Genomic DNA, 24,068 nt, shown 5'->3' with positions numbered 1-24,068 from the left:
CCACGCACTTGGAAGTGACCACGACCTATGAATACGCGTTCCAGTTTGCGAGGCTGGTTGATCTCGCCCGCCGGCCTTGTGGCGGTTTGCATCTGTGTGTCGATGGCGGCGGTGCTGCAATTCAGCGTGCGCGCCTTCATTCCCGGCTCGTTGGACGTGGGCGGGCTGACGCTGGAAAACTTCACCGGCCTGGGCAAGTCGGTCTACCTGTCCGCCTTCGCCAACACGCTGCTGCTTAGTATCGAAACCACGATCTGCTCTTTGCTGGTGGCGTACCCGCTGGCCTACGCAATGGTGCGGGTGCGTCAGCGGGTGCTGAAGTCGTTCATCCTGATCGTGTCGATCACGCCGCTGTTCCTGGGTGAAATCGTGCGCACGTATTCGTGGATCATCGTGCTGGGCAATAACGGTTTCATCAACACGGTGCTGCGCAAGATCGGGCTGATCGACCTGCCGCTGAACCTGATGTTCACGCACCTGGGTGTGCTGATCGCGCTGGTGCACGTGACGATACCGGTCGTGGTGCTGATGCTGGCCACCGCCATTTCGCACATCAATCGCGATTTTGAAAAGGCCGCGCAAAGCCTGGGCGCCGGCCCCGTGCGCACGTTCGTCACGGTGACGTTGCCGCTGTCCATGCCCGGCATCATCGCCAGCATCACCACGTCGTTCGCGTGGACGTTCAGCGCGTTCGCCACGCCGCAGATGATCGGCGGCGGCCGCGTGCCCACGGTATCGACGCTGGTTTACCAACTGGGCTTTTCGTCGATGAATTTTCCCCTGGCCGCGAGCCTGAGCGTTGCCGGCCTGACCTTGACGGTTGTGTCGCTGATGCTGCTCGGCCGGGCAACCAAGCGGCTCAACGCAATGGGAGCGCACTAGCATGGCCATCAAACATTCCCTGCCCTTGCCGCTGCGCATCGGCGCCCCGCTGCTCGTTACGCTGATCCTGGCGTTTGTGTTGCTGCCCGTGGTGGTGGTCACGGTGGCGTCCTTCAATGACAAGGCGCTGCTGACGTTTCCCCCTGAAACCTGGTCGCTGCGCTGGTTCGAACGCGTGTTCACCTATCCAGACTTTCAGCAGGGTTTCCGTGCCAGCCTGATCGTGATGTTCTGGGCCTCGTTGCTGGCGCTGTTCATCGGCACCGCGCTGGCTATCGCGGTCAAGCGCATGGGGTTTCCGGGCAAGGACATGCTGCAAGCGGTGTTGCTGTCGCCGCTGGTGATTCCGCATTTCACCTTGGGGCTGGGGCTGCTGATCCTGGTGGCCCAATTTGATATGGACCGTGGCTACGGCTTGGTGATTCTGTGCCACGTGATGCTGGTGCTGCCGTTCGTGATGCGCAGCGTCTACGTTTCCATGGAGAACATCGACGAACGTCTGGAACAGGCGGCGGCCAGCCTGGGCGCGTCGCCCTTGAAGGTGATGTTCACGGTGACGGTGCCCTTGCTGGCGCCGGGCCTGTTCGGCGGCTGGCTGTTCGCAGCCATCATGTCGTTCGGAGAGTTCACCGCGTCGCTGTTCGTCACGACGCAGTTGACGCAGACGCTGCCGGTGTCGATGTACAACTACGTGCGCGAATTCGCCGACCCGACCCTGGCGGCGTTGTCGGTGGTCTACATCGTGGTGACGGCCACCCTGCTGGCCGTGGCCAATGCCTTTCTGGGCTTGGGCAAGATCCTGAATATCGAAGACACCGACTAGGCGTTCAATACCCGCGCGCCGGGTCGATCTGATTTGCCGGGGCATCGCCATGCGACACACGGGCGATATTCTCGGCGATCTGCGCCGCCGCCGATGCCGGGATGGCAACCGACGCCAGATGCGGGGTGATCAGCACATTGTCCATGCGCCACAGCGGGTCGTCACCGGGCAAGGGTTCGCGTTCGAAGACGTCCAGCGTTGCCGCGCCGATATGGCCGCTTTGCAGCAGCGCCGTCATGGCTGCCTGGTCCACCAGGGCGCCGCGCGCCACGTTGATCAGCGCGGCGCCACGCGGCAGCTTTTCCAGCCGCGCTCGGTTCAGCAGGCCGCGCGTTTGCGGCGTCAACGGCAGCATGACGACCAGGATGTCCGCCTGCGAAATGACCGCGTCCAGCGTCTCCATTCCCGCGTGGCATTGCGCGCCGGCTATGTGGCGCGGGCTGCGCGACCAACCCAGCACGGTAAGCCCCTGGCGTTGCAGTTCGTGCGCGGCGCAGGCGCCCAGCTCGCCCAGGCCCAGCACCGCCACGCGCGTGTCCTCGGGGGAGCGAGGATGGCGATACGCCCATTCGCCACGGCGCTGGGCTTGTTCAAACCACGGAATGTCGCGCGCGTGGCGCAGCGTGGCGAACAGCACGTAGCCTGCCATCATGCGCGCCATCCGCGGATCGGTGATGCGTGTGATGGGAACGCCGGCGGGCAGATCGGTGCGGCCCACCAGCGAATCCACGCCCGCCCCCAGGTTGACGATCAGGCGCAGGTTGGGCATGCGGTCGAAGAAGCCTGCGGGCGGCTTCCAGGCCAGCGCGTAATGGATGTCGGCGGGGTCGTCGATGTCGTCGGCGTGCAGCACGCGCAAATGCGGCATGCGCGCTTGCAGTGCCTGTTTCCAGGCCGAGAAGTCATCGAACTGGCTGTAGAAAACCATCGCGCCCGAGGGCGTCGTATTGCTGGCGTTCATGGAAATGGCCTTATCAAGCGGTGCGCGCGATCAGGCGCGCCATGGCGTCGATGGCCAGCTCGTAGCCTTCGCCGCCCAGGCCCGCGATGACGCCGTCGGCCGCCTTGGAAATATAGGAATGATGGCGAAACGCTTCGCGCCGCCAGATGTTGCTCATGTGGACTTCAATGATGCGGCCGGGAAACGACAGCAACGCATCCAGGATAGGGATCGACGAATACGTCAGCCCGGCGGCGTTGATGATGATGCCCTGGGCGTCGCCGCGCGCTTCTTGAATCCAATCGATCAGCTGGCCTTCATGGTTCGATTGCACGAAATTCAGCGTCAGGCCCAGGCTGGCTGCCTTGCGCTCGCAACGCTCGCGCAACGCGGGAAAGCTCTCGGTGCCGTAGGTCTTGTTGGCGTCCAGCCCGTACAGATTGGCGTTGGGCCCGTTCAGAAACCAGACGGTGGCGGCGGTTGGCATAGCGGCGGTGGGTTCGGTCATGGCGGTACGGTTTTAGGCTTCATGGGGAAGGGTTGCCTGCATGGCGGGCAACGTACGAAACGCGGCTTCCCATTGCGCGGCGCCGGGATGGCGGGCGCGCCAATCGATTTCAGGAAAGCGAAAATCCAGGTAACCCAACGCGCAGCCCAACGTCACCTCGCCGATGGTGGGCGCCTGGGTTGCCAGCGCGGGCGCCTGTTGCTCGATCTGATCCAGGCAGGCAGCTACCTTCACCAATTGCGCGTCGCGCCAGGCGGCGTATTGATATTCGGGCGGCCGCGCCGTGCGCTCGTAGCGTGCCAGCAAGGCCGCGTCCAAGAGGCCATCGCCCAGCGCCTGTTGCGCCAGGGCAAGCCAGCGGCGCGGCCCGATGTCGGGAAACAGACCGGCCTGGGGCGCCAGGTGGGCCAGGTATTCGCAGATGACGCGGCTGTCGTAAAGCGCATGGCCATCGGCCAGGATCAGCGTCGGCACCTTGGCCAAGGGGTTGTGGGCCGCGATGCGATCGTCGCGTCGGATGGGGTTTGCCGCGCTGTCCAGCCACTGGATCTGGTCCGCCACGCCCGCCAGGTGGGCGCAGACCATCACTTTGCGGACGTAGGGCGACGTGGGCGCGTAAAGCAGCTTGAACATAGAAGACCATGCCTTTGTCGCGCGTGCGACAGGAACCAGGGATCCAGGGAATCAAGGACGCAGCACGACCTTGCCGAACACGTCGCCCGCCTCCAGCATGCGGTGCGCGTGCGCCGCCTGGGACAGCGGCAGGCTTGCGTGGACGCGCGGCGTGATGCGCCCGTCCGCCAGCAGCGGCAGCACATGGCGCGCGATGGCCTGCCCCATTCGCGTTTTCTCGGCCGCGCTTTGCGGCCGCAGCGTCGACGAGTGCAGGCTCAGTTGTTTTTGCATCAGGGTCAGCAGGTCCAGCGTCACCACCGACCCTTGCAGGAAGGACAGGCTGACGTGGCGACCGCCAAACGCCAGCGCCTGAAGGTTGCGTTGCACGTAGTCGCCTCCCACCATGTCCAGCACCACGTCCACACCGCGCCCCTGCGTGGCGTCCAGACAGGCCTGCACGAAATCCGTATCGCGATAGCAGACTGCCCGTGCCGCCCCCATCTCGCGCAGCGCCGGCAAGCGATCCATGCGGCCCGCCGTGGCGATGACGGTGGCGCCCGCCGCATACGCCATGCGGACGGCCAGCGTGCCGATGCCGCCGGCCGCGCCGTGCACCAGCACCGTCTGGCCCATGCGAAGGCGTCCCAGCTCAAACAGGTTGTGCCACACGGTGTACAGGCCTTCGGGCAAGGCGGCCGCCGCGTCGTCGTCCAGGCAGTCCGGCACGGCCAGCGAATGGTCGACTCGCGCTACGCACCAGGGCGCGTAGCCGCCGCCGGGCAACAGGCTCATCAACCGTTGCCCCCGCAGCGCCGTCGGCACACCCGGCCCTGTCGCGGCCACGTCGCCGCACGCCTCCAGGCCCAGCACATCGGTGACGCCGTCGGCGGGTTTGGCCAGCCCTTGCCGCTGCATGATGTCGGGCCGATTGACGCCCGCCGCGCGCACGCGCAACAGCACTTCGCCCGGGCCGGGGGTCGGCACCGGCCGGGTTGCCAGCGTCAGCACGCCGGCATCGCCGGGCTCGCGGGCGACGATGGCCTGCATGGTGGTGGGGATAACGGTCATGGCCGGCGTTACGACACGTTGAAGACGCTGATGCTCTGGCCGGGCAGCGCCAGCCCGGTCACCGCACCCACCGGCCATTGCCGCAAGGCGTCCAGGCCCGCGCTGCGCACCATGACGCGCTGATGCCCGGCCACCGGGATGTCGACGTCGATGTAGGAATCGATGTGATCGCCCTGGAACACATGGTTCACGACCGTGCCGCTCAAGACCGATTCACTATGCAGGTTTTCCAGCCGGATCTGTTCGGGCCGCACGTAGATGTCCAGCCGCCGACCTTCGTGCGAACCGCCCACCAGCCGGTCTCGCGCCACGCGGATCAAGCCCGCGCCCAGGCGCAGCAAGAGGCCGTCGGGGTCCGAGCCGTGATAGTGCGCGGGCAGAATATTCACATCGCCCAGGAACGAGGCCACGAACGGGTCCTGCGGATTGCGGTAAAGCTCGTCAGGCGTGGCGATCTGGCGGATGACGCCGCTGGACATCACCGCGATGCGATCCGACATGGCCAGCGCCTCGCCCTGGTCATGGGTGACAAACACCGTCGTCACGCCCAGCTTGCGCTGGATCTCCCGGATCTCGACCTGCATGGCGCCGCGCAGCCCCTTGTCCAGCGCCGAGAACGGCTCGTCCAGCAACAACACCTTGGGGCGAATCACCAAGGCGCGGGCCAAGGCCACGCGTTGCTGTTGGCCGCCGGACAATTCGCGCGGGCGACGTTCGCCCAGGCCGTCCAGCTTGACCAGCGCCATTGCCTCCTGCACACGCTGGGCGATCTGGTCGGCCGGCATCCGGCGCATGCGCAGTCCGTAGCCGATGTTGCGCGCCACCGTCATGTGCGGAAACAGCGCGTAGTTCTGGAACACCATGCCGATCTGCCGCTGATACGGAGGCAGGTCCGTCACCAGCTGGTCTTCGATGAAGATCTCGCCGTTGTCCGCTTGCGCAAAGCCGGCGATCAGGTTCAGCAAGGTGGTCTTGCCGCAACCGGACGGCCCCAGCAGCGTCAGGAATTCTCCGCGCCGGATTTTCAGCGACAGCTCCTGCAACACCGTTTGCTGGCGGTATTTCTTGACCACTCCTTCCAGGCTTACCGCGCTGGACGATTTCGGGGGCATGGGGCTGTTCTGCATGGCGGCTCTGTCTGTTGCGCGATGCTTTGCAGAATACGCCGAAGGGGGTGCGCCGGCCGTTTGTGGATATTGATGCGGTCCATCGGAAAAAACGAAACGAGGCGCCGGCCCGGCCCCGTCCAAGTGATTTGCTTTTTCCTAAGCCCAGCGTCCAAAAAACCAAGTTATCAAGCCCCGGTATCTGGCTCACACTGCGCCGCATCGAAGCATGAACGTGGTCTTGAACCTACTTAGGAAACGCAATGTCAGTGGAAAAAACCAATACCTTGGTGATCGGCGCGGGCCAGGCCGGCATCGCGATGAGTGAGCACCTGGGCGCGATGGGCATTGACCACATCGTGCTGGAACGCAAACGCATCGCCGAGCGTTGGCGCTCTGAACGCTGGGACTCGCTGGTCGCCAATGGCCCCGCCTGGCACGACCGCTTTCCCAGCCTGAAGTTCGACGATATCGGCGCGGATGTGTTTCCACCGAAGGAACGCATGGCGCAGTATTTCGAGGACTACGCCAGGATGATCCACGCCCCCGTGCGCACCGGGGTCGAGGTGCTGCGCGTGACGCGCAACCAGAAGCGCCCGGGCTTTACCGTCACCACGTCGGACGGGGTGTTCGAAGCGTTGCACGTCGTCACCGCCACCGGCGCGTTTCAGATTCCCAGCTACCCGGCCATCGTTCCCGACGATGCCGGCATTCAGCAAGTGCATTCGTCCACCTACAAAAACCCGGGCCAGTTGGTGGACGGCGCGGTGCTGGTGGTGGGCGCGGGCGCTTCCGGTTCGCAGATTGCCGAAGAACTGCGACGCGCCGGGCGCACGGTGTACCTGTCCGTGGGCGAACACTACCGCCCGCCCCGCTCGTATCGCGAACGCGATTACTGCTGGTGGCTGGGCGCGCTGGGCATGTGGGACGAGGTCAAGAAAAAGCCCAAGCGCGAGCACGTTGCCTTTGCGGTCAGCGGCTACGACAACGGCAAGACCATCGACTTTCGGCGGCTGGCGCACGCGGGCATCCAGCTGGTCGGCATCACCCAACGCTTTGACAATGGCGTGATGACGTTTGAAGAAGGGCTGGCCAGGAACATCGCGCAAGGCGACGCGGACTACTTCGAGGTGCTGCGCGAAGCCGACGCCTACATCGAACAAAATGGCCTGGACCTGCCGCCCGAACCCGACGCCTGGCAGTTGCTGGACGACCCCGAATGCTTGACGCACCCCATTCTTAGCCTGGACCTGGCGCAGGCCGGCATCAAGAGCATCGTCTGGGCAACCGGCTTCAAGGTGGACTACCGCTGGATGGAAGTGGACGTCTTCGACGACAAGGGCTATCCCGTGCACAAGCGCGGCATCACCGGTGAAAAAGGCATCTATTTTCTGGGCCTGCCGAACCAGTCAAACCGGTCTTCATCGTTCATCTGGGGCGTGTGGCACGACGCGAAGTACATCGCGGACCATATCGGGATTCATCTGGACTATCTGGCGTATGAGAAGAATGGAGGGATGCCCGGGCGGTGAATCCGTTTGGCCCGGGCATGGGTCCTGTGATTTTGCGACCACAGATCCGATCACACCGAAAACTCGGGCCGGATACCGCTTTGCAGGGGCAGCCCAAGGATCTCGCGCGCTTCGGCGGGCGTGGCGGGTTCCATGTCCATTTCGCGGATGATGCGCACGATGCGCTCGGTCAGTTGCACGTTGGTGGCCAGCTCGCCGTGGCGGTAGTACAGGTTGTCTTCCAGGCCCACGCGTGCATGGCCGCCCAGCAGCAAGGCGCTGATGTTGGCTTCCAGTTGCGACGGGCCGATGCCGCTTACGCAAAAGATGCTGTTCTTGGGCAGCAGGTCCACCATCATCTGTAAATGGCGCGGCGAGAACGGCATCGCATTCTGAAAATTGCGGTGCACGTTCATGACCAGGTTGATGAAATGCGGCCCTTCGTCCAGGCCTTCATCGATCAACGTGGTGGCGTCTTGCAGGATGTGCGTGGGGCTGAAGACTTCCCATTCGGGCTTGATGCCACGCGCCTTCATGCCGGCCGCCAGTTCGCGCGCCTTGGTCAGCGGCGTGTTCATCAGGTATTCCCGATCGCCAAACGCCAGGTTCAGCGTGGTGGCGTCCAGCGTGCACATTTCGGCGCCGGCATCCATGCCTTTCAGGCGTTCTTCCCACAGGATTTCCCAGGTGCCCGGCGACGTTTCCTTGACCATGTCGCCATGCACGCCGCCGCCGGTGGAGTTGTTCAGCACGATGTCGCAGCGCTCGCGGATGCGCTGGTTCATGTCGCGATAGATCGCCGCATCGCACGTCGCCTGGTCGTCGGGCCGGCGCGCATGCAGCGCCACCACGCTGGCGCCCGCGTTGTAGCAGCGGTAGACGTCCTCGGCGATCTCTGCCGGCTGCGTGGGCAGATGCGGGTTCTGGGTCTTGAATGCCATGCCCCCGGTTGGGGCGATGGTTACGATGACTTTGCGTTTGGCCATGGCGGTCTCCGGTTCATTTCCACAGCGTGCAGCGGCTTTCCGACTGCTTGGTGAAGGCCTCGTTGCCGTCGATGGTTTGCAGCACCTTGAAGTAATCCCAAGGCTGCTTGGATTCGTCCGGCGTCTTCACTTGCAGCAGGTACATGTCGTGCACGACACGGCCGTCGGGGCGCACCACGCCGTCCTTGATGTAGATGTCGTTCAGCTTGTTCTGGCGCAGAAACGCCAGCACGCGGTCGGCGTCGTCGGTGCCGGTGGCCTTGACGGCGCGCAGGTATTGCAGCGCGGCGGAATAATCGGCGGCTTGCAGCGACGACGGCATGGCGTTGCGGCGTTCGAAGAACTTCTGAGCCCAGGCGCGCGTGGCGTCCGACGCATTCCAGTACCAGCTGTCGGTCAGGTACATGCCTTGCGTGGCGGGCAGGCCCATGGCGTGGATGTCGTTGATGAACATGATCATGCCCGCCAGCCGCATCGTCTTGGTCACGCCGAATTCATTGGCGGCCTTGATCGCATTCGTGGCGTCCGCGCCGGCATTGGCCAAGGCAAGAATGTCCGCCTTGCTGCCCTGCGCCTGCAACAGGAACGACGAAAAATCGCTGGCCGACAAGGGGTGCTTGACCGCGCCCACCACCTTGCCGCCGCCCGCCTCGACCACCTTCGTCGTATCGGCTTGCAGCGCATTCCCAAAGGCGTAATCGGCCGTCAGGAAGTACCAGCTTTTACCGCCCGCCTTGACCACGGCGGCGCCCGTGCCCCGCGCTTGCGCGACGGTGTCGTACGCGTAGTTCAGCGTGTAGGGCGTGCATTGCTCGTTGGTCAGCGCGGGCGCGCCGGCACCCACCACGATGATGGGTTTCTTCTTGTCGGCCGCCACCTGAGACATGGCCAGCGCGGTGCTGGAATTGGTGCCGCCGATCAGCATGTCCAGGCCGCGCTGATCGAACCATTCACGCGCCTTGGCCGAGGCGATGTCCGCCTTGTTCTGGTGGTCCGCCGTCAACAGTTCAATTTTCTTTCCGTTGATCTCGCCGCCCATTTCTTCGATGGCCATCTTGATGGCTTCGGCGCCGCCGGGGCCGTCGGGGCCCGAGTACACGCCGGACAGGTCGGTGATGAATCCGATTCGAATGACATCGTCCGAAATCTGGGCGTGGGCGGCGCCGGCGTGCAGCAGCGACACGGCGACGCCGCAGGCGAGCGCGCCGCCGGACATGATGCGTGGCATTGACAACATACCTGTCTCCTCTTATGTTTTTTGGCTCTTGATGCCTCAACTATTCTGGGACCGCCCCCTGGCCCGTACAGTCATCATGGTGACAAAGCGGCCTAGGGTTTACCTGAGCGCCTTCCCCCTTTTGGCCCTTGCCCTTTTGGCCCTTGCCCCTTTTGGTTTAACGGAGTAACCATGCGTGCATCCACCGCAAGCGCAGGCAGCCAGACCGGTGCCCCCGGGCGCCAGCCGGCCGCATGTCCGGTGGACAGGATGTTGAGCGTTGTGCCCTGGTACAACGGCTTGCCCGAACTTGAACGCAATCTGGTCCGCTCGGAATTGCGCACGGTGTCGCTGGCCACCGGCGAATATCTTTTTCGCGCGGGATCGAAGTCGCTGGGTTGGTACGGCGTGGTCGAAGGGCTGGTGAAATGGACGTCGCCGGGTGCGAACGGCAAGTGCCTGTCGCTGGCCGGTTTCAGCATCGGCAGCTGGTTCGGCGAAGCCACGATGCTGCGCCGCGAGCGCTTCGAATATGAGGTCGTGGCGCTGCGCCCCAGCCGCATCGTGATCCTGCCGCGCGACACCTGCGAACGGCTGTGGAACCACAACATCGAATTCACCAAGGCAGTGACGATGCATTTGGCGCAGCGCGTCAATTGGCTGATGGCCTGCTACACCGGCAACGTATTGCTGGATGTCGACACCACCGTAGCCCGCGCCGTGGCGGCGCAATTCGATGCCGAACGCCATGCCGATACGCAGGGGCGTTTGAAGATATCCCAGGAAGAAATCGCCAGCCTGTGCGGCGTATCCCGCCAACGCTGCAACGCCGCCCTGACCAGGCTGGCACGCGCGGGTGTGCTACGAACGCACTACGGCGGCATGACGATATTGGATAAGGATGCGCTGTATCGGCGGGCGATGATTGCCGGGTGACGTCGTCGTATTCATTTTTGATAATATTGAATACATCCATCGCGACAGGAGCTCGACATGCCCCGGACCACAACTACGACCATGACCGTTCGCCTTAGCGGACCGCTCAGTGAATTCGTCGCCGCCAATGTGGGCGAACATGGCGACTACGAAAACGTCAGCGAATACATGCGCGACCTGATCCGCCGCGACAAAGAACGCAAGGAACAGGAAGCTTTCAACCGGTTGAAGGCCGAGTTGGCCCATGCCTACGCAGCACCGGAAGCGTCGTACCAGCCTTTGACGGCAGCCGACGTCATCGCGCGCAACCGGGGCTGATGGCGTGGCCAAGGTGTTGATCCAGGAAGCAGCCTCCTGGCGGCTCGACGAAATCTATCGCTACACGCGCGATCGTTGGGGCGGCGACCAAGCCGACCGGTACATCACCGGCCTGTTCGATGCATTTGACGGCATCGAGACCCACCGCACTTCATCCAAGCCCATTCCGGCTGAGTTCGGCATTGAGGGCTACTTCTTCCGTTACGAGCGCCACTTCGTCTACTGGCGCCGGCTTTCAAGCGGCGACATCGGCATCGTCACCGTGCTGCACGAACGGATGCACCAGTTCGACCGATTTCGCGACGAATTCGGCTTATAAACGACGGGGTATTTCGGGAAGACCATGCTTGGCCCAGAAGGCCTTCGCAACGCGCCCTGGCTTTGTTTTGAAGCTGCCAACGAGGCGGGAGTTGGAGCGGGTGAAGGGAATCGAACCCTCGTATGAAGCTTGGGAAGCTGCCGTTCTACCATTGAACTACACCCGCTCGGGTGTCGTGCCAGGGCGCGGGTCCCTGGCAGAGTCGGCGATTATAGCGCGGCTTTTTTTGGATTCGGGCAGGAATTTTGGCTTGCCGCCGCGCTTGCGGGTCGGGGCGAATTAATACGTCCCTTATTTAGTGCATCCGACCGACTCCGCCGGCCGGCACCTGCCACTACAATTCGGGGCTATGAATACGAACAACCCCGCGGACAAGCCCGCGACGCCCCCCGTGAACCCCTCCGACACGACCGCCGATTCCTCTGCTTCGGCGTCCACCGCCGCCCCCGTTTCCCCCGAGACGCAGGCTGCGCTGGCCAGCACCGCGCATGCGCCGAACAGCCCCGGCGCGACGCATATCCGCAGCTTTGTGCACCGCCGTGGCCACATCACCCAAGGTCAGTTGGCCGCGCTGGAACGGTTGATGGGCGAATGGTCCATTCCGTACGCGCCCCGCCGCCTGGACCCCGCCGCCGCGTTTGGCCGACAAGCGCCGACGGTGCTGGAGATTGGTTTCGGCATGGGCGAGACCACCGAGAAGATCGCGCTGGCGCGTCCGGACGACAACTTCCTGGGCGTGGAAGTGTTCAACGCCGGCGTCGGCTCGCTGCTGCGCCGCATTGAAGATTCCAAGATTCAGAACCTGCGCATCATCCAGCACGACGCGGTCGAGGTCGTGCGCGACATGATCGCGCCGGATTCGCTGGCCGGCGTGCACGTGTACTTTCCGGACCCGTGGCCCAAGAAGCGCCATCACAAGCGCCGCTTGCTGCAACCGGCCTTCGTGTCGCTGCTGGCCAGCCGCATCGCGCCGGGCGGCTACATCCATTGCGCCACCGACTGGGAAGACTACGCGGTGCAGATGCTGGAAGTGCTTAGCGGCGAACCGCTGTTGGCCAATACGGTCGACGGCTACGCGCCGCGCCCCGATTACCGCCCCCTGACCAAATTCGAGACACGCGGCCTGCGCCTGGGCCACGGCGTCTGGGACCTGATCTTCAAGCGAGTCGCCTGATGCTCTATCCGCCGATCGAACCCTACCGCCACGGCATGCTGGATACCGGAGACGGACACCAGATCTATTGGGAAATGTCGGGTAATCCGAACGGCAAGCCCGCCGTGTTCCTGCATGGCGGGCCTGGCAGCGGTTGTTCGCCCGTGCATCGCCAGCTGTTCGATCCGCAGCGCTACAACGTGCTGCTGTTCGATCAGCGTGGTTGCGGAAGATCCAAGCCGCATGCCAGCCTGGACAACAACACAACCTGGCATCTGGTGTCCGACATCGAGCGCCTGCGCACCGAAATCATGGGCGCGGAAAAGTGGCTGGTGTTTGGCGGATCGTGGGGTTCGACGTTGGCGCTGGCGTATGCGCAGACGCACCCGTCGCACACTAGCGAGCTGGTCGTGCGCGGCATCTTCGGTTTGCGGCGCGCGGAAATCCAGTGGTTCTACCAGGAAGGCGCGTCGTGGCTGTTTCCGGATCGGTGGGAAGAATATCTGGCGCCCATTCCCCAAGCCGAGCGCGGCGACCTGGTCGCGGCGTATCACAAGCGGCTGACGGGCGATGATCCGGCCGAGCAGTTGCGCGCGGCCAAGGCGTGGAGCAAATGGGAAGACAGCACCATCACGCTGCTGCCCAGCCCGCGCCATCAGCAAAGCCACGCCGCCGACCGCGCCGCGCTGGCGTTCGCCCGCATCGAAAACCATTACTTCGTGAACGCGGGCTTCATGGAAGAAGGCCAGCTGATTCGCGACGCGCACAAGCTGCGCGGCATACCTGGCACCATCGTGCAGGGCCGCTACGACGTCTGCACGCCCGCGCGTACGGCCTGGGACCTGCATCGCGCCTGGCCGGAAGCGGACTTCCACTTGGTGCCCGACGCGGGCCACGCCTTTGATGAACCCGGCACGCTGGCGCGCCTGATCGCCGCCACCGACGCTTACGCAAAACAGTGAGGACACCCTGACATGCACATCACCCTGAACGGCGACGCGCGCGAATTCCCGTTGGACACGACCGTGATCGAACTGCTGCAAACGCTGGGCTACGCCGGCAAGCGCGTGGCGGTGGAACGCAACGGCGAAATCGTGCCCAAGAGCCAGCACGAGCAAACCACGCTGACTGACGGCGACCAGATCGAGATCGTGGTGGCGGTGGGCGGAGGCTGAACGCCCGCCACGCGCATGGACCTGCTTGCAACGACGAAGGGCCGCTGAGGATCAGCGGCCCTTTGCGTTGGGACGGAAGTTTGACGCAGGGGGTGGCGTCATCGTAACGCTGACACCTTTCTTCATTGCACGGCTTGTCCGATGGGGTTTGCGCCAAGCGCGCGAGTCACCGTGCAAAGTGACGAGCATTGTTGCGTAGTCTGGCGAGCGACTAGCAACCTGTTACACGATAACCCCTCGTCTGGCGGCAATTGTGCGAGTAATAATCGTTGCTGTTGGCTCGTTACGCGGCAAATTGCGGGTCAAGCGGGGGCTTTGCGTCACCCGCCCTCTGCGGCATTCCAGGGCATGTTGCCCACCGCGCGCGCTCGCCAGGGACTTGGTTTTCTCACCGCAGCACAGATAAAGGAAACACTATGGGTCTGCTCAATTTCATCAAGGACGTAGGCGAAAAGCTTTTCGGCGCCAGCGAGGCCAAGGCCGCGACGGCTGACGAACTGAAGAAAGAACTGGATAAGCACGGCCTGAACGCCGACGGCCTACAGATCACCGTGGACGGCGACAAAGTCACGGTAGCCGGCGAGGCGCTCAGTACCGAAGACGCCGAGAAGATTTCACTGGCGTTGGGCAACACGGTGGGCGTGGCGGCGGTGGACAACCAGTTGAAGGTCAAGCAGGCCACGCCGGAAGCCAAGATGTACACGGTGCAAAAGGGCGACAACCTGTGGAAGATTGCTGAAGCGCAATACGGCAAGGGCCAGGGCGCCAAGAACACGCTGATCTTCGAAGCCAACAAACCCATGCTGACCAGCCCGGACAAGATCTACCCGGGCCAGGTGCTGCGCATTCCGCCGCTGTCGTAAGCGGCCGCTGAACTCGACAAGCCGGAGAACACCCATGCGTTTTCCGGATTGTGTCGCGGCACGGCGCCCCCTGCCTGCCGCGACTGCTTGGCCAGACGCAATGTCTGGCCATTTTTTTGCCTACTTCATGCCGAAGCGACCCAGCCCTTTCATGCCGCCCATGGCGCGCATCATCTTGGCCATGCCGCCCTTCTTCATCTGCTTCATCATCCCCTGCATCTGCTCGAACTGAGCCAGCAGGCGGTTGACTTCCTGGACCGGCACGCCGGAACCGGTGGCGATGCGGCGCTTGCGGGACGCCTTGATCAGTTCAGGCTTGGCGCGTTCGGCGGCCGTCATGGAATTCAGAATGCCTTCGGTACGGCGCAGCTGCTTTTCCGCCTGGCCGCCTTGCAGCTGACCGGCTGCCTGCTGGAACTGGGCCGGCAGCTTTTCAAGCAGCGACCCCATGTCGCCCAGCTTTTTCACCTGGCCAAGCTGATCGCGGAAATCGTTCAGGTCGAACTTGTTGCCCGACTTGATCTTGGCCGCCAGCTTTTGCGCATCGGCGATGTCGATGTTCTTTTGAGCCTGCTCGACCAGCGAAACGATATCGCCCATGCCCAGCACGCGTTGCGCCATGCGGTCAGGGTAGAAAGGTTCCAGGCCGTCCAGCTTTTCGGACACGCCGACAAACTTCAGCGGCTTGCCGGTGACGTGGCGCACCGACAGGGCCGCGCCGCCACGGGCGTCGCCGTCCAGCTTGGTCAGCACCACGCCGGTCAGGGGCAGCGCGTCCGCAAAGGCGCGCGCGGTGTTGACCGCGTCCTGGCCTTGCATGGCGTCCACGACGAACAGCGTTTCCACCGGCTTGACCAGATCATGCAGCGCGCGGATTTCGCGCATCATGGCTTCGTCGATGCCCAGGCGGCCGGCCGTATCCAGGATCAGGACGTCGTAGTGGTGACGGCGCGCATGGTCCACCGCGCCGCGCGCGATGTCTTCAGGCTTCTGGCTGGGGTCGGACGGCAGGAAATCGACACCGACCTGCGCGGCCACGCTTTTCAGCTGGTCGATAGCGGCCGGGCGATACACGTCGGCGGACACCACCAGCACTTTCTTCTTGCCGGTCTTGCGGCCGTGCTGCGTGTGCTGCCCCTCGGACAGCCAGCGGGCCAGCTTACCGGTGGTGGTGGTTTTACCCGCGCCTTGCAGGCCGGCCATCAGGATGACGGCGGGCGGCTGCACGGCCAGCGACAGTTCGTTGGAATCGGCGCCCAGGTCGCCGCCCATCAAGGCGGTCAGTTCCTTGTGGACGACGCCGACCAGGGCTTGGCCCGGGCTGAGGCTGGCGGCCACTTCCTCGCCCAGCGCTTTTTCCTTCACGCGGGCGACAAATTCACGCACGACGGGCAGCGCCACGTCGGCTTCCAGCAGCGCCATGCGCACTTCGCGCAGCATCTCCTGGGTGTTGGCCTCGGTCAGGCGGGCTTCACCGCGCAGCGTCTTGACGACACGCGATAGGCGTTGAGTTAGGTTATCGAGCATGAGAGGCGTTTCCGCTTAAACTAGTTGATTGAACGGTGGCCGCAGGCGCGGATTCTGCGCTTTCGGGTGGCACGCACCCCAAGGCCCCATCCAGACAACGGTTTCTATGTCACTCGGCATTGTATTTCACACAGCGGCTGCCTTGGCGTACGCAGTGCTAGGGGGGTCACTTTGGATCCGCCTGGCCGGCGCCGGGGAAGTTGAGCAGACGGGCAAAATCGGCCGTCTGTGCCTGCTGGGGGCCCTGATTCTTCAAGGGATCGGCCTGCAACAAGCGATGTTGGGCGCCCAGCATCTGTTCATTGGGTGGGCACTGGCCCTGTCCGCCGCCATCTGGCTGGGCATGGTGGTGTTCTGGCTGGAAAGCCTGCTGGTGCGCATCGACGGCCTGCAATTGCTGCTGCTGCCCGCCGCCGCCCTGGCCAGCGCCCTGGCCGCCCTTTTTCCGCAAGGCCAGTTCGTGCCGCACGCCGACGACGCCTGGCTGCGCGTGCACCTTTTGATTGCGCTGGCCGCCTATGGCCTGATCACCATCGCCGCGCTGCACGCCATGATGATGGCGCTGCTTGACCGCCACCTGCACCGCCCGCTGGACGCCCCCGCCGAACGCAGCATCATCGGCCGCGTGCTGGACTCGCAGCCGCCGCTGCTGGTGCAGGAACAACTGCTGTTCCGTATTATCTGGATCGGTTTCATCGTGCTGACCCTGGCCGTGGGCTCGGGGTCGGTGGCGTCCATGAAACTGACGGGCAAGATCCTGCCGTTTGACCACAAGACCGTCTTCACGCTGCTTTCCTGGCTGACATTTGGCGTGTTGCTGGTTGGCCGCCATGTATGGGGCTGGCGTGGCCGCGTGGCGCTGCGCTGGACGCTGACGGGTTTTGGTTTTTTGATTCTGGCGTACACCGGCAGCCGGTTCGTGCTGGAAATGATTCTGCATCGAGGCTGACGTGGGCAAGTTGTTGTTCTGGATCGTTCTGATCATCGCGGTGCTGTTCGTGGCCCGCATCGCCGCCCGCATGGCGGCCGCCCGCCAGGCCGGCGAGCCCACCCAGGGGCGCGGCAAGGCGGCACGCTCGGCGCCCGCGCCGGCCGCCCCCGAATCCATGGTGCGTTGCGCGCATTGCGGCATCCACCTGCCCCGCTCCGAGGCCGTGCTGCTGAACGGCATGACCTGGTGCAGCACTGAACATTCCACGCTGGGTCCCGCCAGGAAGTAGGCGGAAAGCGGGGCGGGGGAACCGGGCGCCCGCGACGGCGCATGGGCTGCGTTTTACGCACGCCCCCCGGCAAAAACGCCAATTTGGGAGGCGGCGGCGACCACGGCATAATGCCCGTTGGCTTCAACACGCATGTTCTCTCTTATGGCTCTGCTTCTGGATCGACATGGCTGGCTGGCGCCGGCCCCCGGCGTCACCCTGCTGCCTTCGCCCAACTGCGACGCGCGCCCCGACGGCGCGCAGGTCTCTTTGCTGGTGCTGCACAACATCAGCCTGCCGCCCGGCCAATTCGGCGGCCCGGAAGTTGCCGGGCTGTTCACGAACACGCTGGACTATTCGTCGCACCCCTGGCTGGAACGCCTGCGCGGCCTGCGCGTGTCGGCCCACTTCTTTATTCGCCGCGATGGGCGCATCATGCAGTTCGTGTCCACCGACCAGCGCGCGTGGCACGCCGGCGTGTCGCGCTTTGGCCGGCGCGAACGCTGCAACGACTTTTCCATCGGCATCGAACTTGAAGGCACGGACACCCTGCCGTACGCCGACGAGCAATACCTGGCGCTGCGCAAGCTGACGCCGGTGCTGCGCGCGCGTTATCCGCTGGCTGCGGCCTGGGGCCACGAACACATTGCCCCGGGGCGCAAGACCGACCCCGGGCCCGCTTTCAACTGGACGCGTTTTTCGCGCGACAGCGGCTTTGCGCGGCGGCAGTTGCCGCCCGTCTGACACTACTCAAGGACTGGTTATGTTGAAGATCTGGGGACGTCTTACGTCCGTCAACGTGCAGAAGGTAATGCTGGCCGTGCGCGAACTGGCCCTGCCGCACACCTTTACCCAGGCAGGCGGACCGTTCGGCGTGGTGGATACGCCGGAATTCGCCAAGCTGAACCCGAACCGCACCGTGCCGGTGATCGATGACGGCGGCTTTGTGCTGTGGGAATCGAACGCCATCGTGCGTTACCTGGCCGCGCGCTACGGCGCGGGCACCTTGTGGCCGGAAGACGCGTGCATGCGCGCCGACGCCGACCGCTGGATGGACTGGCAGACCACCGAATGGCAAGCCGCGATGGGCCCCGCATTTCTGGGCCTGATTCGCACGCCGGAAGCCAAGCGCGACCACGCCGCAATTGAAAATTCGGTCAAGCGCTCCAACGTCCGCGCCCAGATCCTGGACCAGGCGTTGCAAGGCCGCGAGTTCATTGCCGGCCGTCACCTGACGATGGGCGACATTGCGCTGGTCAGCTCGGCGCACCGCTGGCTGGCCCTGCCCATCGAACGCCCCGATACCCCGGCGCTGTCCGCCTGGTATCGCCGCGTGATGATGCGCCCCGCCCCGCAAGGCGTGCTGACACTGCCGCTGGAATAAGGCGTGCCGGACCGCGTCAGCCGCGGTCCACCTTCCAGCCCATTTCCGCCGAAATACCGGCGGCGGCTTCCTGCACCACCGGCACCATGTCGCGCATGCGCTCCAGGGACATATACGGCACGGTGCTGGACACGCTGATTGCCGCCACGATGCCGCTTGAGGCATCGCGCACCGGCGCCGCCACACAGCGGATCGACGGCTCGTTGTCTTCCAGGTCAAACGCATAGCCCTGCGCCGCATAGTCACGCATGCGGTCGCGAAACGCTTCCCAGCTCTGCTGGCCGCCCGGTGCGCGCGAGGACACCGGCGCGCCGATGCGATGTAGCGCCTTCCATTGCGGTTCTTCGGTATCCAGCAGCAGCGCCTTGCCCACGCCCGTTGCCGCCAGCGGCATCCGATGGCCCACGCGCGAGCGCATTTCCAGCCCCTTCTTGCCAGGAATCTTTTCCAGGTACAGCACTTCGTCGTTGTCGCGCACGGCCAGATGAATGGTGTCGCCCGTCTGCGCGGCCAACGCATCCAGGTAGGGCCGCGCCAGCGTCGCCATGGGAAACGCTTCACGCGCCTGGAAACCCAGTTCGATCAGCTTGGGGCCCAGCACATAACCCACCCCCGGCAAAGCGCGCAGATAGCGCTCTTGCACCAGGCAGCTGGCAAGCCGGTGTGTGGTGCTGCGCGCCACGCCGATGCGGGCGCAGATTTCCTTCAGGTCGCGCGCGCCGTCGGCCACCGCCTGCACAACGGCCAGGCCGCGCATCAGCGTCTGCGTGCCGGCCGGCGCGGCGGCGTCGGGGTCCAGGGAGGGAATGGGATTTGCGGGCAAGGGGAAGGTCATGAAACGGGGATGAAACGGGGAGGCAATGGCGGAAACGGGGCAAGCATACCCGGGATGACAAGGGCCAGGGCGCGACACAGGGCAACCGGCCATCCGATTCGGGCACCATCCAAAACGTGCCTTCTACCGCGCCACATTCCCTGTATGTGGGATTTAATTCTATATTTTGAGATTTTTCAAGCTCTGATCTAGAATTTTTTCCAGCGCGCGCCGCGCTTTGCACAAGCCCGGTGCGCACCGACACAACAAGGTTTCCCCGCCCCGCCCGCCTGACGCATCCCCGCGCCGGACGGGCGCATCAGGCAGGGCAGCCAACGATGAGACACATCAGATGACACCCGCAACGCCCGCCCGCGCGGCGCTTATCGCGCTGGATTGGGGCACCTCTTCGCTACGCGCGTATCGGCTGGACGGCACGGGCCGCACGCTGGATACGCGGCATCTGCCGTGGGGCATCATGCGCCTGCCGCAACCTTTGCAGGATGGCGCGGCCAGCACCGCCCTGTCTGGTTTCGACCTGGCGTTTGACCAGGCTTGTGGCGACTGGCTGCGCGCGGAACCGAGCTTGCCCGTCATCGCCTGCGGCATGGTTGGCAGCGCGCAAGGCTGGCGCGAAGCGGCCTACCTGGACGTGCCCGTCGACCTGGCGCGCATCGGCACCCTGCTGACGGTGGTGGAACGCACCAGCGCCGGACCCGACGCCACGCCGCTGCATATCGTGCCCGGCCTGATCCAGCGTCACGGCCTGCCCAACGTGATGCGCGGCGAAGAAACGCAGGTCTTCGGTGTGATGTTCGACCAGGCTGAAAAATCCCGCGCCAATGCCGCCGACAGCGTGCTGATCGGCTTGCCCGGCACGCATTCCAAATGGGTCACCGCCCGCCGAGGCCGCGTCACCCACTTCGACACCTTCATGACCGGCGAGGTCTACGCCGCGCTGCGTGGCCACACCATCCTGGGCCGCACGATGAGCGACGCGCCGGCCGCCGACATGGCCGCCTTCGAGCGCGGCGTGAAGGTAGCCGGCGCACCGGCCGGACGCGCCGGCGTGTTGTCCACCATCTTCAGCACGCGCGCACTGGGCCTGACCGGCGAACTGGCGCCGACGTCGCAAGCCGACTACCTGTCCGGCCTGCTGATCGGCCACGAAATCGCCGCACTGGCCCAGATGCTGCACGAGCAAGGCGAGCGGCCCCGCATCGTGCTTTGCGGCGACCCGGCGCTGTGCCAACGCTACATCCTCGCCATGCAGCACTACGGCCTGGGCACGCCCGAACAAGCGCAGAACGCCACCGAACGCGGCTTGTGGCACCTGGCCGTCTGCGCCGGGCTGGTCAAGGCCGAACCGGGCGCCGCCGGGCAGCGCTACGCCCCCCCCACCCCTTCGGCATCCGTCCAGGAAACCACATGAACCACACCGGACTGCAAACCGCCATGGCCCACTGCGGCCTGATCGCCATCCTGCGCGGCATCCAGCCGCACGAAGCCGAAGACATCGGCAACGAACTGTACGCGGCGGGCTTTCGCCTGATCGAAGTGCCGCTGAATTCGCCGGACCCCTTGGCCAGCATCCGCGCCATGCGCGCCGCGCTGCCAACTGATTGCCTGATCGGCGCCGGCACCGTGCTTGACCCCGACGACTGCGCGCGCGTGCAGGATGCGGGTGGCGAACTGATCGTCATGCCGCACAGCGACGCCGCCGTCATCCGCGCGGCCAAGACGCTGGGCATGGCGTCCTGCCCCGGCGTTGCCACGCCCACCGAGGCATTCGCCGCGCTGGCCGCCGGCGCCGACGTGCTGAAGATGTTTCCCGCCGAACAGCTGGGCCCCAACGTGCTGCGCGCATGGCGCGCCGTGATGCGCCCGCCGATCGCGCTGGTGCCCGTGGGCGGCATCACGCCCGACAACCTTTCCGACTTTGCCCGGGCGGGCGCCAGCGGCTTCGGCCTGGGCTCCGCCTTGTACAAACCCGGCCTGACGGCCACCGAAGTCGGCCAGAACGCGCGCGCATTCGCCGCCGCCTGGCAACGCGCCTATTTCGCCCAGGAGACCCAAGCATGAAGATCACCAAGCTCACCACCTACATCGTGCCGCCCCGGTGGTGCTTCCTGAAAATCGAGACGGACGAGGGCATCGTCGGCTGGGGCGAACCCGTCGTGGAGGGCCGCGCGCATTCGGTGGCCGCCGCCGTTGAAGAGCTGTCCGATTACCTGGTCGGCAAAGACCCGCGCAACATCGAAGACCACTGGACGGTGCTGTACCGGGGCGGCTTTTATCGCGGCGGCGCCATCCACATGAGCGCGCTGGCCGGTATCGACCAGGCGCTGTGGGACATCAAGGGCAAGCACCTGGGCGTGCCGGTGTCGCAACTATTGGGCGGCAACGTGCGCGACCGCATCCGCGTGTATTCGTGGATCGGCGGCGACCGCCCTGCCGATACCGCCGCCGCCGCCAAAAGCGCGGTGGACCGCGGCTTTACCGCCGTGAAGATGAACGGCACGGAAGAACTGCAATTCATCGATTCGTTCGACAAGGTTGAAAAGTGCCTGGAGAACGTGGCCGCCGTGCGCGATGCCGTCGGCCCCAACGTGGGCATCGGCGTGGACTTCCACGGCCGCGTGCACAAGCCCATGGCCAAGGTCTTGATGAAAGAGCTGGACCCGTTCAAGCTGATGTTCATCGAAGAACCCGTCTTGAGCGAACACTACGAAGCCTTGAAGGAACTGGCGCCGCTGACGTCCACCCCCATCGCGCTGGGCGAACGCCTGTTCTCGCGCTGGGACTTCAAGCGCGTGCTGTCCGAAGGCTACGTGGACATCATCCAGCCCGACCCGTCCCATGCGGGCGGCATCACCGAAACGCGCAAGATCGCGGCGATGGCCGAGGCCTATGACGTGGCGCTGGCGCTGCATTGCCCGCTGGGTCCCATCGCCCTGGCCACCTGCTTGCAGATCGATGCCGGTTGCTACAACGCCTTCATCCAGGAACAAAGCCTGGGCATTCACTACAACGCCGCCAACGACCTGCTGGACTACGTCAGCAACCGCGAAGTCTTCCAGTACGAAGACGGCATGGTCGCCATTCCGCAAGGCCCGGGCCTGGGCATCGAGGTCAACGAGGAATACGTAAAGGAGCGCGCCGCCGTGGGCCACCGCTGGCGCAACCCGATCTGGCGCCATGCCGACGGCAGCTTCGCCGAATGGTAAGGCAAGCCCGATCACGCTGACTGACCGCCATGCGGCGCCTCTTGCTTCTGTCACGAGCGCCGCTTTTTTCTTCTTTATATCGATAACCCATCGGCATCCAAGCCGATGGCCCCGCCCCTAGCAGGGCGCACGAGGAGACAATCCGTGTCAACCGCCACCCACGCCGGCTTGCAACACACCCAGCGCCCCACGCGCAGCCGGTACATCATCATGGTGATGCTGTTTATCACCGTCGTCATCAACTACCTGGACCGCAGCAACCTGTCCATCGCCGCGCCCGCGCTGAAAGACGAGTTTGGCCTGGACACCTGGCATGAAGGCCTGATCCTGTCCGCCTTCGGCTGGACCTACGCCGCCATGCAGATCCCCGGCGGCTGGCTGGTGGACCGCGTATCGCCCCGCGTGCTGTATGCCGTGGCGCTGATCCTGTGGTCGGCGGCAACCTTCTTCATGGGCCTTGCCAGCAGCTTCATCATTCTGTTCGTGTTGCGCCTGGCGGTAGGCGCGCTGGAAGCGCCCGCCTATCCCATCAACAACCGTGTCGTCACCACCTGGTTTCCGGAAAAAGAACGCGCCACCGCCATCGGCTTCTACACGTCGGGCCAATTCGTGGGCCTGGCCTTTCTGACGCCCGTGCTGGCCTGGCTGCAACACCATTACGGCTGGCACATGGTGTTTGTCAGCACCGGTTTGCTGGGCATCGTGTGGGGCGTGCTGTGGTACCTGATCTACCGCGAACCACGCCAGTTCAAGGGCGCCAATGCCGCCGAAATTGAACTGATCCAGCAAGGCGGCGGCGTGGTCGACCTGGACCGCAACGCGCGCGCCAAGAAGGCGCCGTTCAACTGGAATGACTTGGGGCTGGTCATGTCCAAGCGCAAGCTGTGGGGCGTGTACCTGGGCCAGTTCTGCCTGACGTCCACGCTGTGGTTCTTCCTGACGTGGTTTCCGACTTACCTGGTGAAGTACCGCGGCATGGACTTCATCAAGTCGGGCTTCCTGGCATCCGTGCCCTTCCTGGCCGCGTTCGTGGGCGTGTTGTGCTCGGGCGTGCTGTCCGACTTCCTGGTGCGACGCGGCGCCACCGTGGGCCTGGCGCGCAAGCTGCCCATCATCCTGGGCCTGCTGATTTCCACGTCGATGATCGGCGCCAACTTCACCGATTCCACGCCCTGGGTCATCTTCTTCCTGGCGCTGGCCTTCTTCGGCAACGGCCTGGCATCCATCACGTGGTCGCTGGTGTCAACGCTGGCGCCGGTGCGGCTCTTGGGCCTGACGGGCGGCGTGTTCAATTTCGTGGGCAACCTGTCATCCATCTGCACACCCATCGTCATCGGCTTCCTGGTGTCCAAAGACAACTTCGCCCCTGCCATCGTCTACGTTTCGTCGCTAGCCCTGCTGGGTGCGCTGTCGTACATCCTGCTGGTCGGCAAGGTGGAACGGATAGAGGCTTGATCCAAGCGAAGCAGGCGCCACGCATCGGGCCGCTGGATAGCGG

The 24,068-nt window shown here is 64.6% G+C and carries 27 protein-coding genes and 1 tRNA gene; 18 read left to right on the top strand and 10 right to left on the bottom strand.

What is annotated here, in order from left to right:
- Positions 1–27 precede the first annotated feature (27 nt).
- Complete coding sequence (locus AC6LJY_RS08340; protein WP_046806664.1) at positions 28–882, top strand: ABC transporter permease; 855 nt, start codon at positions 28–30, stop codon at positions 880–882.
- Between the two features lies 1 nt (position 883).
- Positions 884–1,705 (top strand): ABC transporter permease, encoded by an 822-nt coding sequence (locus tag AC6LJY_RS08335; protein WP_046806665.1) that lies wholly within the window; start codon positions 884–886, stop codon positions 1,703–1,705.
- Positions 1,706–1,709: 4 nt separating this feature from the next.
- Here AC6LJY_RS08335 and AC6LJY_RS08330 read toward each other — a convergent pair whose 3' ends face one another.
- Genes AC6LJY_RS08330 through AC6LJY_RS08310 form a run of 5 tightly spaced genes read right to left on the bottom strand, consistent with a single transcriptional unit; the run spans position 1,710 to position 5,948 of the window.
- Positions 1,710–2,666 carry a 2-hydroxyacid dehydrogenase gene (locus AC6LJY_RS08330; RefSeq protein WP_498135715.1) on the bottom strand — a complete coding sequence of 319 codons (957 nt, stop codon included), beginning with the start codon at positions 2,664–2,666 and terminating at the stop codon, positions 1,710–1,712.
- 13 nt (positions 2,667–2,679) lie between these two features.
- The gene (locus AC6LJY_RS08325; protein ID WP_314355485.1) at positions 2,680–3,153 is read right to left on the bottom strand and encodes a type II 3-dehydroquinate dehydratase; all 474 of its coding nucleotides are present in this window, start codon (positions 3,151–3,153) and stop codon (positions 2,680–2,682) included.
- A 12-nt stretch (positions 3,154–3,165) separates the two neighbouring features.
- Positions 3,166–3,786, bottom strand: a complete 621-nt coding sequence (locus AC6LJY_RS08320) for a glutathione S-transferase N-terminal domain-containing protein (protein ID WP_314355483.1) — start codon at positions 3,784–3,786, stop codon at positions 3,166–3,168.
- A gap of 51 nt (positions 3,787–3,837) precedes the next feature.
- Complete coding sequence (locus AC6LJY_RS08315; RefSeq protein ID WP_498135714.1) at positions 3,838–4,836, bottom strand: NAD(P)H-quinone oxidoreductase; 999 nt, start codon at positions 4,834–4,836, stop codon at positions 3,838–3,840.
- An 8-nt stretch (positions 4,837–4,844) separates the two neighbouring features.
- Entirely contained in the window at positions 4,845–5,948 is a 1,104-nt protein-coding gene (locus tag AC6LJY_RS08310; RefSeq protein ID WP_498135713.1) for an ABC transporter ATP-binding protein, read from the bottom strand.
- Between the two features lie 257 nt (positions 5,949–6,205).
- Between AC6LJY_RS08310 and AC6LJY_RS08305 the strand changes: the two genes are divergently transcribed.
- The gene (locus AC6LJY_RS08305) at positions 6,206–7,474 is read left to right on the top strand and encodes a flavin-containing monooxygenase (RefSeq protein WP_498135712.1); all 1,269 of its coding nucleotides are present in this window, start codon (positions 6,206–6,208) and stop codon (positions 7,472–7,474) included.
- A gap of 50 nt (positions 7,475–7,524) precedes the next feature.
- Here AC6LJY_RS08305 and AC6LJY_RS08300 read toward each other — a convergent pair whose 3' ends face one another.
- Both AC6LJY_RS08300 and AC6LJY_RS08295 read right to left on the bottom strand, forming a co-directional pair.
- Positions 7,525–8,439: a beta-keto acid cleavage family enzyme gene (locus AC6LJY_RS08300; RefSeq protein WP_104141810.1), complete on the bottom strand. Its 915-nt coding sequence runs from the start codon at positions 8,437–8,439 to the stop codon at positions 7,525–7,527.
- Between the two features lie 13 nt (positions 8,440–8,452).
- Positions 8,453–9,667 carry an ABC transporter substrate-binding protein gene (locus AC6LJY_RS08295; RefSeq protein WP_314355593.1) on the bottom strand — a complete coding sequence of 405 codons (1,215 nt, stop codon included), beginning with the start codon at positions 9,665–9,667 and terminating at the stop codon, positions 8,453–8,455.
- A 180-nt stretch (positions 9,668–9,847) separates the two neighbouring features.
- Between AC6LJY_RS08295 and AC6LJY_RS08290 the strand changes: the two genes are divergently transcribed.
- From AC6LJY_RS08290 to AC6LJY_RS08280, 3 genes are read left to right on the top strand one after another with little or no spacing between them, the layout of a single operon-like run.
- Entirely contained in the window at positions 9,848–10,591 is a 744-nt protein-coding gene (locus AC6LJY_RS08290; protein ID WP_498135711.1) for a Crp/Fnr family transcriptional regulator, read from the top strand.
- A 57-nt stretch (positions 10,592–10,648) separates the two neighbouring features.
- On the top strand, positions 10,649–10,909 hold the full coding sequence (locus AC6LJY_RS08285) for a ribbon-helix-helix domain-containing protein (RefSeq protein ID WP_498135710.1): 261 nt from the start codon (positions 10,649–10,651) through the stop codon (positions 10,907–10,909).
- A gap of 4 nt (positions 10,910–10,913) precedes the next feature.
- Positions 10,914–11,228, top strand: a complete 315-nt coding sequence (locus AC6LJY_RS08280) for a type II toxin-antitoxin system RelE/ParE family toxin (RefSeq protein WP_046806673.1) — start codon at positions 10,914–10,916, stop codon at positions 11,226–11,228.
- Positions 11,229–11,320: 92 nt separating this feature from the next.
- On the opposite strand, the gene AC6LJY_RS08275 is transcribed toward AC6LJY_RS08280, so the two are convergent.
- Positions 11,321–11,394, bottom strand: a tRNA-Gly gene (locus AC6LJY_RS08275).
- A gap of 183 nt (positions 11,395–11,577) precedes the next feature.
- Here AC6LJY_RS08275 and trmB point away from each other — a divergent pair.
- From trmB to lysM, 4 genes are all read left to right on the top strand, one after another.
- Positions 11,578–12,402, top strand: a complete 825-nt coding sequence (gene trmB / locus AC6LJY_RS08270) for a tRNA (guanosine(46)-N7)-methyltransferase TrmB (RefSeq protein ID WP_240433995.1) — start codon at positions 11,578–11,580, stop codon at positions 12,400–12,402.
- Positions 12,402–13,343 (top strand): prolyl aminopeptidase, encoded by a 942-nt coding sequence (pip, locus tag AC6LJY_RS08265; protein WP_046806674.1) that lies wholly within the window; start codon positions 12,402–12,404, stop codon positions 13,341–13,343. The genes trmB and pip overlap by 1 nt, the downstream gene beginning before the upstream one ends.
- A 12-nt stretch (positions 13,344–13,355) precedes the next feature.
- Entirely contained in the window at positions 13,356–13,556 is a 201-nt protein-coding gene (gene thiS / locus AC6LJY_RS08260) for a sulfur carrier protein ThiS (protein WP_006222389.1), read from the top strand.
- Between the two features lie 416 nt (positions 13,557–13,972).
- Entirely contained in the window at positions 13,973–14,419 is a 447-nt protein-coding gene (gene lysM / locus AC6LJY_RS08255) for a peptidoglycan-binding protein LysM (RefSeq protein ID WP_046806676.1), read from the top strand.
- 120 nt (positions 14,420–14,539) lie between these two features.
- Here the strand turns inward: lysM and ffh are convergent, their stop codons facing one another.
- Positions 14,540–15,946 (bottom strand): signal recognition particle protein, encoded by a 1,407-nt coding sequence (gene ffh / locus AC6LJY_RS08250; RefSeq protein ID WP_046806677.1) that lies wholly within the window; start codon positions 15,944–15,946, stop codon positions 14,540–14,542.
- 106 nt (positions 15,947–16,052) lie between these two features.
- Between ffh and AC6LJY_RS08245 the strand changes: the two genes are divergently transcribed.
- The 4 genes from AC6LJY_RS08245 to AC6LJY_RS08230 all read left to right on the top strand — a co-directional run bounded on the left by AC6LJY_RS08245 (position 16,053) and on the right by AC6LJY_RS08230 (position 18,529).
- The gene (locus AC6LJY_RS08245; protein WP_104141802.1) at positions 16,053–16,895 is read left to right on the top strand and encodes a cytochrome C assembly family protein; all 843 of its coding nucleotides are present in this window, start codon (positions 16,053–16,055) and stop codon (positions 16,893–16,895) included.
- 1 nt (position 16,896) lies between these two features.
- The gene (locus AC6LJY_RS08240) at positions 16,897–17,166 is read left to right on the top strand and encodes a PP0621 family protein (protein ID WP_120157053.1); all 270 of its coding nucleotides are present in this window, start codon (positions 16,897–16,899) and stop codon (positions 17,164–17,166) included.
- Between the two features lie 144 nt (positions 17,167–17,310).
- Complete coding sequence (gene ampD / locus AC6LJY_RS08235; protein ID WP_046806680.1) at positions 17,311–17,889, top strand: 1,6-anhydro-N-acetylmuramyl-L-alanine amidase AmpD; 579 nt, start codon at positions 17,311–17,313, stop codon at positions 17,887–17,889.
- A 19-nt stretch (positions 17,890–17,908) separates the two neighbouring features.
- A complete protein-coding gene (locus tag AC6LJY_RS08230) occupies positions 17,909–18,529 on the top strand; it encodes a glutathione S-transferase family protein (RefSeq protein ID WP_120157054.1) in 621 nt (206 codons plus the stop codon).
- A gap of 16 nt (positions 18,530–18,545) precedes the next feature.
- On the opposite strand, the gene AC6LJY_RS08225 is transcribed toward AC6LJY_RS08230, so the two are convergent.
- Positions 18,546–19,364, bottom strand: coding sequence for an IclR family transcriptional regulator (locus AC6LJY_RS08225; protein ID WP_219991197.1), 819 nt, complete (start codon positions 19,362–19,364; stop codon positions 18,546–18,548).
- A gap of 331 nt (positions 19,365–19,695) precedes the next feature.
- On the opposite strand from AC6LJY_RS08225, the gene AC6LJY_RS08220 reads away from it, so the two are divergent.
- The 4 genes from AC6LJY_RS08220 to AC6LJY_RS08205 all read left to right on the top strand — a co-directional run bounded on the left by AC6LJY_RS08220 (position 19,696) and on the right by AC6LJY_RS08205 (position 24,025).
- Positions 19,696–20,775 carry a 2-dehydro-3-deoxygalactonokinase gene (locus AC6LJY_RS08220; RefSeq protein ID WP_498135709.1) on the top strand — a complete coding sequence of 360 codons (1,080 nt, stop codon included), beginning with the start codon at positions 19,696–19,698 and terminating at the stop codon, positions 20,773–20,775.
- Positions 20,772–21,425 (top strand): 2-dehydro-3-deoxy-6-phosphogalactonate aldolase, encoded by a 654-nt coding sequence (locus AC6LJY_RS08215; RefSeq protein WP_498135708.1) that lies wholly within the window; start codon positions 20,772–20,774, stop codon positions 21,423–21,425. The genes AC6LJY_RS08220 and AC6LJY_RS08215 overlap by 4 nt, the downstream gene beginning before the upstream one ends.
- Positions 21,422–22,570, top strand: a complete 1,149-nt coding sequence (dgoD, locus tag AC6LJY_RS08210) for a galactonate dehydratase (RefSeq protein ID WP_046806685.1) — start codon at positions 21,422–21,424, stop codon at positions 22,568–22,570. Before AC6LJY_RS08215 ends, dgoD begins: the two co-directional genes overlap by 4 nt.
- Positions 22,571–22,714: 144 nt before the next feature.
- The gene (locus AC6LJY_RS08205; protein WP_498135707.1) at positions 22,715–24,025 is read left to right on the top strand and encodes an MFS transporter; all 1,311 of its coding nucleotides are present in this window, start codon (positions 22,715–22,717) and stop codon (positions 24,023–24,025) included.
- Positions 24,026–24,068 lie beyond the last annotated feature (43 nt).

The organism is Achromobacter sp. RT286_PF, from assembly GCF_059760425.1.
The sequence above is the reverse complement of the archived record's forward strand: the minus strand, read 5'-3'. Positions and strand labels throughout refer to the sequence as shown.